This is a genomic window from Acinetobacter sp. ANC 7912 (assembly GCF_039862785.1).
GTDB classification, from domain to species: domain Bacteria; phylum Pseudomonadota; class Gammaproteobacteria; order Pseudomonadales; family Moraxellaceae; genus Acinetobacter; species Acinetobacter thermotolerans.
In genome coordinates this window covers 91284-103560 of record NZ_CP156795.1, presented here as the reverse complement: position 1 = coordinate 103560, position 12277 = coordinate 91284, and the positions used below count along the sequence as shown (strand labels likewise).

General features: G+C 44.4%; 11 protein-coding genes. 8 read left to right on the top strand and 3 right to left on the bottom strand.

Annotation, left to right across the window (positions count from 1 at the left end):
- Window positions 1-116: 116 nt before the first annotated feature.
- The 8 genes from ribBA to ABEF84_RS00430 are packed head-to-tail and all read left to right on the top strand — an operon-like array spanning window position 117 to window position 8277.
- Entirely contained in the window at window positions 117-1238 is a 1122-nt protein-coding gene (gene ribBA, locus ABEF84_RS00465; RefSeq protein WP_034585600.1) for a bifunctional 3,4-dihydroxy-2-butanone-4-phosphate synthase/GTP cyclohydrolase II, read from the top strand.
- Between the two features lie 11 nt (window positions 1239-1249).
- Window positions 1250-1720 (top strand): 6,7-dimethyl-8-ribityllumazine synthase, encoded by a 471-nt coding sequence (ribE, locus tag ABEF84_RS00460; RefSeq protein WP_034585602.1) that lies wholly within the window; start codon window positions 1250-1252, stop codon window positions 1718-1720.
- 4 nt (window positions 1721-1724) lie between these two features.
- Window positions 1725-2174 (top strand): transcription antitermination factor NusB, encoded by a 450-nt coding sequence (gene nusB / locus ABEF84_RS00455; protein WP_034585604.1) that lies wholly within the window; start codon window positions 1725-1727, stop codon window positions 2172-2174.
- A gap of 18 nt (window positions 2175-2192) precedes the next feature.
- Window positions 2193-3110, top strand: coding sequence for a thiamine-phosphate kinase (thiL, locus tag ABEF84_RS00450; RefSeq protein ID WP_034585607.1), 918 nt, complete (start codon window positions 2193-2195; stop codon window positions 3108-3110).
- On the top strand, window positions 3088-3609 hold the full coding sequence (locus tag ABEF84_RS00445) for a phosphatidylglycerophosphatase A (protein WP_034585610.1): 522 nt from the start codon (window positions 3088-3090) through the stop codon (window positions 3607-3609). Before thiL ends, ABEF84_RS00445 begins: the two co-directional genes overlap by 23 nt.
- A gap of 20 nt (window positions 3610-3629) precedes the next feature.
- On the top strand, window positions 3630-4994 hold the full coding sequence (glmU, locus tag ABEF84_RS00440) for a bifunctional UDP-N-acetylglucosamine diphosphorylase/glucosamine-1-phosphate N-acetyltransferase GlmU (RefSeq protein ID WP_347473710.1): 1365 nt from the start codon (window positions 3630-3632) through the stop codon (window positions 4992-4994).
- A 12-nt stretch (window positions 4995-5006) separates the two neighbouring features.
- A complete protein-coding gene (gene glmS, locus ABEF84_RS00435; RefSeq protein WP_347455415.1) occupies window positions 5007-6845 on the top strand; it encodes a glutamine--fructose-6-phosphate transaminase (isomerizing) in 1839 nt (612 codons plus the stop codon).
- A gap of 58 nt (window positions 6846-6903) precedes the next feature.
- Window positions 6904-8277 carry a phosphomannomutase CpsG gene (locus ABEF84_RS00430; RefSeq protein ID WP_347455414.1) on the top strand — a complete coding sequence of 458 codons (1374 nt, stop codon included), beginning with the start codon at window positions 6904-6906 and terminating at the stop codon, window positions 8275-8277.
- Window positions 8278-8332: 55 nt separating this feature from the next.
- Here the strand turns inward: ABEF84_RS00430 and galE are convergent, their stop codons facing one another.
- Genes galE through ABEF84_RS00415 form a run of 3 tightly spaced genes read right to left on the bottom strand, consistent with a single transcriptional unit; the run spans window position 8333 to window position 12274 of the window.
- A complete protein-coding gene (gene galE, locus ABEF84_RS00425) occupies window positions 8333-9352 on the bottom strand; it encodes a UDP-glucose 4-epimerase GalE (RefSeq protein ID WP_347473709.1) in 1020 nt (339 codons plus the stop codon).
- The gene (gene pgi / locus ABEF84_RS00420; RefSeq protein ID WP_034585626.1) at window positions 9345-11018 is read right to left on the bottom strand and encodes a glucose-6-phosphate isomerase; all 1674 of its coding nucleotides are present in this window, start codon (window positions 11016-11018) and stop codon (window positions 9345-9347) included. Before pgi ends, galE begins: the two co-directional genes overlap by 8 nt.
- Window positions 11018-12274 carry a nucleotide sugar dehydrogenase gene (locus ABEF84_RS00415; RefSeq protein WP_034585629.1) on the bottom strand — a complete coding sequence of 419 codons (1257 nt, stop codon included), beginning with the start codon at window positions 12272-12274 and terminating at the stop codon, window positions 11018-11020. Before ABEF84_RS00415 ends, pgi begins: the two co-directional genes overlap by 1 nt.
- Window positions 12275-12277 lie beyond the last annotated feature (3 nt).

The following is a 12277-nucleotide window of genomic DNA, read 5'->3' as shown; positions in this document are numbered from 1 at the left end:
GAACACCCTAGGGAAAGCAATAAGCATAGGCAAAATTGCTCAAAAAGCGTTAGACTATGCAACCAATAATGTCATGGTTCGGTCTAAATAAAGATCAAAAAAGAAGGTGAAGGTTGATGCCGCTCAATACCGTTGAAGAGCTCGTAGCAGATATCCGTGCAGGTAAAATGGTCATCCTGATGGATGATGAAGACCGTGAGAATGAAGGCGATCTTGTGATTGCTGCGACCCACGTGCGCCCTGAGGACATCAACTTTATGATCACTCATGCGCGTGGTTTGGTTTGCCTGACTTTAAGCAAAGAGCGTTGCCAACAGCTAAACTTACCACTCATGGTAGATGCCAACGGTGCACAACACGGTACCAACTTCACCCTGTCGATTGAAGCGGCTAAAGGCATTACCACCGGTATTTCTGCAGCAGAGCGTGCGCATACGATTCAGACTGCCGTTGCTGCACACGCCAAACCTGCTGATATCGTACAACCAGGCCACATCTTCCCATTGATGGCACAACCAGGCGGTGTCCTGCACCGGGCTGGTCATACTGAAGCGGGCTGTGATCTGGCACGTTTAGCTGGTCTGGAACCCGCTTCAGTGATCTGCGAGATCATTAAAGAAGACGGTACTATGGCACGCCGCCCAGATTTGGAGATCTTTGCCGAAAAACACGGTTTAAAAATCGGGACTATCGCCGACCTGATTCATTACCGTATGACCAATGAACAGACGGTCGAACATCTGGATCAGCAAAGCATTGATACCGAATACGGTACTTTTGAATTACACCGTTATCGTGAAATTGGAAATCCGGATATCCATTTAGCGCTAGTTAAAGGTCAACCAAAAGATGGTGTAACAACCGTTCGTGTCCATGGCTTTAATCCGACTCGTGACTTACTAAAACTGAATAAACAGGATGGCGAACCAGCCTGGAACCTGGACCGTGCACTAAAAGAAATTTCCAAGAGTGAACGCGGTGTTCTGGTCTGGATTGGTCAGCGTCATCTGCAAGACTTGGGCCCTGCCCTGGATGCCTTAACAGCACCAAAAAATGTGAAGTCGAATGCTGCACTTTCCCAGCAGTATCAGACTATTGGTGTGGGCGCACAGATTTTACGTGATTTGGGTGTTGAAAAAATGAAGCTGCTCAGCTCTCCATTACGTTTCAATGCCCTGTCAGGCTTTAACTTAGAAGTGGTGGAATACATCACCGCACAACAAACATCAGAGAAATAATCGAGGTTGCTATGGCAGTTCGCCGTATTGAAGGTATGTTACATCTCGCGAACGAAGACCGTTACGCGATCTTAGTTGGCCGTTTTAATAGCTTTGTTGTTGAACATCTGTTAGAAGGTGCCATTGATACATTGAAACGTCATGGCGTATCAGAGGATAATATCACTGTTGTTCATGCACCTGGTGCTTGGGAACTTCCTGTGGTTGCTAAAAAACTGGCTGCTTCAGATCGTTTCGATGCCATCATCGCGCTGGGCGCAGTGATTCGTGGCAGCACGCCTCACTTCGACTTCGTTGCAGGTGAATGTGCCAAAGGTTTAGGCGTGGTTGGCCTAGACGCTGGTCTTCCTGTAATTAATGGTGTATTGACTACGGACAGTATCGAACAGGCGATTGAACGCTCGGGTACAAAAGCAGGTAACAAAGGTAGTGAAGCTGCTTTGACTGCTATTGAAATGGTAAACTTGTTAAAGGCTATTTAACGCTATGTCGCAAACACTTCAAGCAACTTATGCAGCAAAACGTAAAGCTCGTCGCTTTGCTGTACAAGGAATTTATGAATGGCAAATGAGCCACAATCCGGTGCATGAGATTGAAGCACGTACACGTGTGGACAATGCGATGCACAAAGTGGATCTGAGCTATTATCATGAATTGTTGACCGAGGTGGTTGCCAATCATGAAGCACTGGATGCGCTACTGACTCCTGTGCTTGATCGCGAAATTGCAGCGCTTGACGGCGTTGAGCTTGCAACTTTACGTCTGGGTGCGTATGAATTGAAAGAGCATCTGGAAATTCCATACCGCGTGGTCCTGGATGAAGCGATTGAGCTTGCTAAACATTTTGGCGGTGCAGACAGCCATAAGTACATCAACGGTGTACTGGATCGTTTAGCGACAACTTTACGTGCAGCAGAAAAACAACAATCTCACTGATTTTAGTCGAATTGTTGTATGGCTGAGTTTTCAATTATCGACACCTATTTTAATCGTCCAACCTCCGCATCTGTCGATTTAGGGGTCGGTGACGACTCAGCCTTGCTCACTCCCCCGCCTCAGCAACAACTGGTCATCTGTGCCGATACGCTCGTTGCTGGAAGACATTTCCCCTTAGATACCAATCCCCATGCCATTGGCTGGAAATCGGTTGCGGTCAATCTGTCTGATCTTGCTGCCATGGGTGCAACCCCGCATAGTATTCTGCTTGCCTTGAGCCTACCCCAAATTGATCATGACTGGCTAAAAGCCTTTAGTCAGGGTCTCTATGATTGTTGCGATCAATTTGGGGTGAGTTTAATCGGTGGTGATACCACACAAAGCCCGCATCTCACCATTACCGTGACTGCCTTAGGCTGGGTAGAGACTGGCAAAGCTGTTCCTCGTACTGGAGCCAAAGTTGGCGATCTAATTTGTGTCAGCGGAACTATAGGTGATGCCGCTTTTGCCTTACAAAATTTAGGTCATCCACTACAAAAACGATTAGATTATCCAACGCCACGCTGTCAGCTTGGTACAACATTAAAAGGCTTAGCTAACAGTATGATCGATGTCTCAGATGGCTTGGCTCAGGATCTAGGACATATTCTGAAAGGCTCTGACGTGGGTGCTACTTTAGAGCTGGAAAAACTGCCGCTTAGTCCTGCTTTGCAAGATTTAAATCATGAAAAACAATGGCAATATGCACTTGCAGGCGGGGATGACTATGAATTATGCTTTACTATAAGTCCGCAGCATTATGCTCAACTATTAGAACAACAACCTGATATAAATATAACAAGAATTGGTACAATTACTGAAAATCAGACCTTGTCTTTGAAATACCATGAAGATGAGGTCATACTGAATTTAAATGGATATCAACACTTTGCATAAACCCACGATTAATTTTAAATCCATGTCCATCTATGAACGTTTTATTACGTTCTGTGGTGTAGGCTTTGGTTCCGGACTAATTCCCAAAGCACCAGGGACTTTTGGCTCTGCCTTTGCCCTGTTATTCGTTCCCATCTGGTTGGTGATTGGCCTACCTGCTTCGATCATGGTGATGATCGTGATGTCCTTTTTAGGGATTTATATCTGTGGCAAAACTGCTGAATTGATGGGCGTACATGATGATGGTCGGATTGTCTGGGATGAGTTCACCGGGCAGTCTATTACCTTTTTACCTGTTCTATATTTAGGACAAATGAACTGGCTTTGGCTATTGATTGGCTTTGCCCTGTTCCGTTTATTTGATGTCTGGAAACCGTGGCCTATTCGGGTTGTTGATCGCCAAGTGGGTGGTGGTTTTGGCATCATGCTGGATGATATTATTGCCGGCCTCTGGGCTGCATTATGCATCTGGTTATATTTTTATTTCACCGTGGCTTAAGCCATTATTAGGATTACAACATGTCAACGACTGTTATTATTCTGGCTGCAGGTAAAGGAACCCGTATGCGTTCTAACTTACCCAAAGTGTTACAACCACTTGCAGGATGCCCTTTACTCGGTCATGTGATTGAAACTGCAAAAAAACTCAATGCAGGCAATATCATTACCATTTATGGCCACGGTGGCAATTTAGTTCAGACAGCATTTGCTGACCAAGATATCAAATGGGTAGAACAAGCTGAACAGCTAGGAACTGGCCATGCGGTACAGATGACTTTACCGGTCTTACCCAAAGATGGTATCTCGCTGATCCTGTCGGGTGATGTCCCTTGCATTACCCCTGCAACCTTGCAGAATCTACTGAATGCAACTCAAGATACCGGTATTGGCCTAGTAACTTTAACCCTAGCAGATGCAACTGGTTATGGCCGTATTGTGCGTGACAATGGTGAAATTCAAGCCATTGTTGAACATAAAGATGCATCTGAAAAACAGCGTCAAATTAAAGAAATTAATACCGGGATCTATGCGGTAAGCAATGCCAAATTACATGAATGGCTTCCACGTTTAAGCAATGACAATGCACAAGGTGAATATTACCTGACCGATATCGTGGCAATGGCTTTGGCCGATGGTATGAGTGTTGCATCTGTAGAACCTGAGCTGGCTTTTGAAGTAGAAGGCGTTAATGACCGTGTTCAACTTGCTGCTTTAGAACGTCAATTTCAAGCATTCCAAGCGAAGCAGTTAATGCAACAAGGTGTACACCTCATTGATCCAAGCCGTTTTGACCTGCGTGGCCAGCTTACTGTCGGTAAAGATGTCCGTATCGATATCAATGTGATTATCGAAGGGGACTGTGAACTCGGTGACAATGTCGAAATCGGTGCAGGTTGTATCCTGAAAAATACTAAAATTGCAGCGGGCACAAAAGTTCAGCCATATAGCGTCTTTGATAATGCGGTTGTCGGTGAAGATGCACAGATTGGCCCATTTGCACGTTTACGCCCAGGGGCAAAACTAGCAGATGAAGTGCATATTGGTAACTTTGTGGAAGTGAAAAACTCAAGCATTGGTTTCGGTTCAAAAGCCAATCACTTTACTTATCTCGGTGATGCTGAAGTGGGCTCTGGTTCAAATATTGGTGCAGGCACGATTACCTGTAACTATGATGGTGCGAATAAATTTAAAACCATCATTGGCGACAATGCATTTATTGGCTCTAATAGTTCACTAGTTGCCCCGGTTCAAATCGGCAATGGTGCAACAGTTGGGGCTGGTTCTACCATTACCCGTGATGTGGCAGAAAACTGTCTCGCAGTAGAACGCTCCAAGCAGTTTATTAAAGAAAATTATCAGCGTCCGCAAAAGATCAAGAAATAAGGGGAAATCATTATGTGTGGTATCGTCGGTGGTATTGCGGAACGAAACATCAGCAATATTCTTATAGAAGGCTTAAAACGTCTGGAATACCGTGGTTATGACTCAGCAGGTTTGGCACTCATCAATCAAAACCAGGTGCTGCGTGAACGCCGTGTCGGGAAAGTCGCCAATCTGGAACAGGCGGTCAATGAATCTCAAATTACTGGTTCACTGGGTATTGCCCATACTCGCTGGGCAACTCATGGTAAACCAACAGAAAATAATGCCCACCCGCATGTATCTGGCAATGTTGCAGTCGTCCATAATGGTATTATTGAAAACTACCAAGAACTTAAAGATGACCTGGAAGCCTTAGGTTATGTGTTTACTTCACAAACAGATACTGAGGTGGTTGCGCATCTCGTCAATGATGCGCTGAAATCGACATCTAGCCTACTGGAAGCAGTACGCCAGGTTGTGCCTCAACTCAAAGGTGCTTATGCGCTAGGCATCGTGCATACGGAACATCCTGATGAACTGATTACCGTACGTGAAGGTTCTCCTCTGGTGATTGGTGTCGGTATCGGCGAGAATTTTATCAGTTCTGACCAGCTTGCATTACTCCCAATTACCAACCGCTTTATCTATCTGGAAGAAGGTGATATCGCACGTCTGACCCGTAATACAATAGAAGTTTTTGTGGATGGCAAATTGGTCGATCGTCCTGTTAAGGAACTAGATGCTACTGTCAGCAATGCGTCTAAAGGTGAATATAAGCATTATATGCTCAAGGAAATCTATGAGCAGCCGGAAGCAATCAAGCAAACCATTTCTCAAGCGTTGAATGGCAATAAGCTGCGTGAAGATTTCCTTGCTGATGCTGTTGCAGATTTTTCAACAATCCAGCAAGTTCAGATTATTGCCTGTGGTACCAGTTACCATGCTGGCATGATTGCGAAATACTGGTTTGAACAGCTGATTGACCTGCCTTGCCAGGTGGAGATCGCCAGCGAATTCCGTTATCGCTCACCTGTGATTGTCAATAATACACTCTACGTATGTATTTCGCAGTCAGGTGAAACTGCCGATACTTTAGCTGCACTACGTGACACGCAAAAACGTGCTGCAGCCAAAGGCCTAAATATCACCACCATGACCATTTGTAACGTTGCAACTTCTTCAATGGTGCGTGAAACCAACCATAGCCTGTTGACCCTGGCAGGGCCGGAAATTGGTGTCGCATCCACCAAAGCCTTTACCACCCAGCTGGCTGCGCTGATGCTGTTAGTCCTGAAAATAGGTAGTGTCAAAAACACCATTTCAGCAGAACAAATTGCTGAAATTACCTCTGAACTGTGGCATACCCCTAAAGTGATTCTGGACACCTTGCAGCATAATCCGGAAATCCTGCGTCTGTCTGAACTGTTTGTAGAAAAACAGCATTGCCTGTTCCTAGGCCGTGGTACCCACTTCCCGATTGCATTGGAAGGTGCCCTGAAACTGAAAGAAATTTCTTACATTCATGCAGAAGGCTATGCCGCCGGTGAACTGAAACATGGTCCACTGGCACTGGTAGATAATGATATGCCTGTGGTTATCCTGGCACCACAGGATGACATGCTGGACAAACTGAAGTCCAATATGGAAGAAGTCCAAGCCCGTGGTGGTGAACTGTTTGTATTTGCGGACGAGAACAGCGGCATCAAAGCCAAAGAACGCCAACATGTGGTGTATGTACCAAGTGTAGATGCTCTGCTGGCACCAATTGTATATAGCATCCCAGTACAATTACTTTCTTATCATGTGGCAGTACTGCGTGGCACAGATGTCGATCAACCTCGTAATCTTGCGAAATCCGTCACTGTAGAATAATTTTTTTGATAAAAAGGCTGGTGATTCCAGCCTTTTTTCTAGAGATGGACGATAAAAAATGACAAAGCTAACTTGCTTTAAAGCCTACGATATTCGTGGCAAATTAGGTACCGAACTTACTGAAGAGATCGCTTATAAAATTGGTCGTGCCTATGGACAGATCTATCAACCTAAAACTATTGTCGTTGGTTGTGATGTACGTTTAACCAGCGAAGCACTCAAACAAGCCACCATCAAAGGCCTCAATGATGCAGGTGTGAATGTTATCGATTTAGGGATGACAGGTACAGAAGAAGTTTATTTCGGTGCATTCCATCTGGATGTTCAGGGCGGGATCGAAATTACCGCGAGCCACAATCCGATGGACTACAATGGCATGAAACTGGTCCGTGAAAATGCCCGTCCAATTGGTGCAGACTCCGGGTTAAAAGAGATTCAAACCTTAGCTGAATCAAGCGAGTTTAAAGAAGTCTCAGTAAAAGGCAAGACTGAAAAATATAACCTGTTGCCTGAATTTATCGATCATTTAATAACTTATATTGACCCTGCAAAAATTCGCTCAATGAAACTTGTAGTGAATGCAGGTAATGGTGCTGCAGGTCATGTTATTGATGCGATTGAAGAAAAATTTAAAGCACTGAATGTTCCGGTAGAATTTATCAAAATTCATCACGAAGCAGATGGAACCTTCCCAAACGGTATTCCTAATCCACTGTTGGTTGAAAATCGTGACAGTACACGTAATGCCGTACTTGAGCATCAAGCCGATATGGGCATTGCTTGGGATGGTGACTTCGACCGTTGTTTCCTGTTTGATGAAAAAGGCCAATTTATTGAAGGCTATTATATTGTAGGGCTCCTAGCACAGGCATTCCTGCTCAAACAGGCAGGTGAAAAAATTGTGCATGACCCACGTCTGGTCTGGAACACGTTTGATATTGTGGAACAGTATAAAGGAGAAGCGATCCAGTCCAAATCAGGACACTCTTTTATTAAAGAAAAAATGCGTCAGCACAATGCCATCTATGGCGGTGAAATGAGTGCCCACCATTACTTCCGTGATTTCGCTTACTGTGACAGCGGCATGATTCCATGGTTGTTGGTAATTTCTGTACTGTCTGAAACACAAAAACCTTTATCTTCACTTGTTGAAGAAATGATTGCCAAATTCCCATGCTCTGGTGAAATCAATTTTAAGGTCACTGATACTCAAACCACGATTCAGAAGATTTTTGATCATTATGCGGATCAAAATCCAAAAATTGACCAGACCGATGGTGTCAGTCTGGAATTTGATGCCTGGCGCCTGAATGTTCGTGCTTCCAATACTGAACCGCTATTGCGTTTGAATATTGAAAGCCGTGCCGATCGCCAACCGAAACCGATGCAGGTCTATGTGGATGAGTTGACCCAGCTGATACAAAGCAGCTAAAGTCAAAAAAAGAGCCAGATGGCTCTTTTTTTATGCTTGATACTGATGTGAAAAATTAATCGCGATAGCCCTGCGGATTCTGCTTCTGCCAGTTCCAGCTATCTGCCAGCATATCTTCCAGACCATATTGTGGCGTCCAGCTTAATTCCTGTACTGCACGTGTATTGTCTGCAAAACAGGTGGCGACATCCCCTTCACGTCTCGCTACAAATTCAAATGGAATAGTCACTCCGTTCACCTGCTCAAAGGTATTCTTGACCTGCAGCACTGAAATCCCATTACCGGTACCGATGTTCCAGACACGGCAACCCTGTGTACCCAGTCGATTATTTAATGCACACAGATGTGCATTGGCAAGATCTACGACATGAATATAATCTCGCACTCCTGTCCCATCTGGCGTGTCATAATCATGACCAAAAATAGCCAGTTTTTCACGACGTCCTACTGCAACCTGAGTCACATAAGGCATTAAATTATTAGGAATTCCTTGTGGATCTTCTCCAATCTGCCCACTCTTGTGAGCACCGACTGGATTAAAATAGCGCAACAAGGCAATGGACCAGCGTTCATCTGCAGCTGATAGCTTTTGCAGTAATTGCTCAACAATCAGCTTGGTATAGCCATAGTTATTGGTTGGCATTCCTGTTGGCATATCTTCATGTAAAGGAGAAATATTGCTTTCCCCATATACGGTAGCTGAAGAACTGAATACAAGTTTAAATACTTGCGCGCGCTGCATCGCCTGAAACAGACTGATGGAACCTGCAATGTTATTGTCAAAGTATTCCAACGGAATCTGTTGACTCTCACCTACGGCTTTCAAACCAGCAAAATGAATCACAGCATCAATCTGATGTGTTTGGAAAATCTGATCGAGAATTTTTTGATCACGGATATCGCCTTGGACAAAATCCAGTGTTTTTGAGGCTAGAGCCTGAACTCGATGGAGTGATTCTTCAGAACTGTTGGAAAGATTATCCAACACGACAACTTCATGCCCAGCGTTTAATAATTCCAGACAGGTATGAGAACCGATATAACCAGCCCCACCTGTTACCAATACTTTAGCCACCCTGTTTCCCCATTAAAATTTGAATTAAACCTTGTGTCGATGTATCTAACTTAGATAAGTCAGTTTGTTCACCGTTCAGTATCGGCAATAACTGATTCGCAATTTCCTTGCCTTTTTCTACGCCCCATTGGTCAAATGGATTGATATTCCAAAGCACCGATTGCACAAAGACTTTATGTTCATACAATGCAATCAGCATACCTAAACTATAAGGATTCAATTCCTGCAACAAAATCGTCGAGCTTGGCTGATTACCTTCGTATTGTTTATACATTGGTAAGTCTGCAAGTTCTGCTATGTCTAAGGCCTGATTACCAAAAGCTAGCAGTCGTGACTGAGCCAGACAGTTAGACAGGGCCAGATGATGCTGTTCAATCAATGCTTCTGCATTGTCTGCATAGGTAAACTGGTTGGCGTTATAACGCTGCACGGGTGTAATAAAGTCACAGCTGACCGACTGGGTTCCCTGATGCAGCAACTGGTAGAAAGCATGCTGGGCATTTGGCCCTACCTCACCCCAGATGATTGGGCAAGTATCCCACTCCACCTTATTACCATTACGTTGAATGGATTTACCGTTAGATTCCATTTCCAGCTGTTGCAAATAAGAAGCAAAATATTTCAAACGCCCATCATATGGCAATACCGCATGGGTTTGGATATCAAGGAAATTATTATTCCAGATACCCAATAAGCCCATCAATACAGGAATATTCTGCTCAAAGGGGGCAGTCTGGAAATGTTGATCAACGGCATAAGCCCCTGCCAGGAAATGCTTAAAGCCTTGCACCCCAATCGTTAAGGCAATTGGCAGACCAATACAGGACCAAAGTGAATAACGACCACCAACCCAATCCCAAAGCTGGAACTGATTTTCTGGAGCAATGCCCCACGCGGTCATTTTGTCTGGTTTAGTCGATACCCCAATAAAATGATGTTTCAGCGTTTGCTTATCTTGCCCTAAAGTCTTTTCTAACCAAAGACGAACTGTTTGGGCATTCGAGAGGGTATCAATCGTACCGAAAGATTTAGACGAAATAATAAATAAAGTTGTTTCAGGACGCAGTTTATGTAGCAGCTCAGAAAGCTGGCTACCATCCATCGTCGATACAAAATGCACATTAAGTGGCTTTTGTGTTGGCTGCTTGAAGTCAGATAAAGCCTGAGTCGCCATTAAAGGCCCAAGGTCCGAACCCCCAACGCCGATATTCACTACATCCTGAATGACTTCACCAGTCGCACCACGGTATTGACCGGCATGAATCTTTTCAACCAACGCAAACATGCGTTTGAGCTGAGCATGTACCTGCTTGGCCAGTTGATTATACTTTTTATCTTTTTCTGGCAAACGCAATGCCCAGTGCATTGCAGCACGCTGCTCGGTATAGTTGATTTCTTCTTGAGAAAAGAGTTTCTTGATCCACTGATTTAAGTCCTGGGCTTGGGCAAACCGCACCAAGGCCTGCATTACTTTTTGATCAACACGATGTTTACTGTAGTCAAAGATAATCGGATCAAGATTTACTGAAAAACGCTCAAAACGGTTCTCATCCTGCTGAAATAATTCAGTGAGATGCATAGGCTCAAACTGTTGCTTTAAACTGTTTAGACGGTTCAGTACTGTTTCAGTATCTTCCACGGTATAAGGTAGTATTTTTTGTTCCATTAGCGTCCGACCCCTTTATAAGCAAAGCCTTGTGCTTTCACGTATTCCGGATTATAGATATTCCGACCATCCAGAATTAAGGGATGTTGCATCGTTTTCAGTAAAGTTGAGTAACTTGGACTCCAGTACTGTTTCCAAGCAGTAACCACACAGAGTGCATGAGCTCCCTCTGCAGCAATATATTGATCAGTGCAATACACCAAATCCTTACGCTGACCATACACTTTTTCGATTTCGGTCAAGGCTTGTGGATCATGCAGTCTTACTGTTACCCCTTGGGCCCATAATGCTGCCAGCATGGCATGAATCGGCGATTGCTGAATACGGGCTGTATTTTCCTTAAAAGAAGCTCCCCAAATAGCCACAGTTTTCCCGCTCAGATCGCCATGGTAATAATTCCATAGCTTGCGAAACAGAATTTCCTTCTGCTGCTCATTAATTTCCCAGACCTGAGCCAACAGCTGACTTTTAGCGCCTGTATCAGATACAGTACTCGCCAAGGTTTGCACATCATGCGAGAAGTTTTCTCCCCCAAATCCGGCGCCAGGATACAGATAGGAAGAGCCAATACGGCTGTCTGCGGCCATACCTTGGCGTACATTCTCAACATCAATACCAAGTTTTTCTGCCACACCAGCCAGGTCATTGATATAACTGATCCGGGTTGCCAACATGCCGGAAACACTGAGTTTAGTGAATTCTGCATCAAGTACTGGCATAAACAGGTATTGCTGTTCACGTGGAAATAAAGGTCTAAGCAGTTCCTTCAAAGTCGTCTTTGCTGCTTCCTTACTACACCCCACGATGAGTTGGCGAGCATCTGTCAAACTACGTAGCGCATTGCCCTCCTGAATCACATCCGGTAGATAAATCCAGTCATCATTAGGCAGTATTTGTTGAAATCTTTCTGTACCATGCAGACCCAAAGTAGAGGCATTAATCATCAGCTTAGGATGAATAATTGGGCGCCGCTGCAGATCACGCAGAATTTCGACGGCTTGTACTTTTTCAGTGGGGCTAAAGCTGAACAGGTAAGCATCCACATTCAGCGGAATATCATCAAACTTGCAGTAATTGAGAAAACCTTTGTTATTCTGTTTATTCAGTAACTGCTGTACTGCTTCATCCTGAGCATACACCAGTTCAGAATCCGGTCTTTTTAGCAAATCACACCAGAAGACTTGATGGCCACATTCAGATAGTAATGCTGCCATAACGCCTGAGTATAAGGTATGCCCAAATACTGCAATGTTCATAGT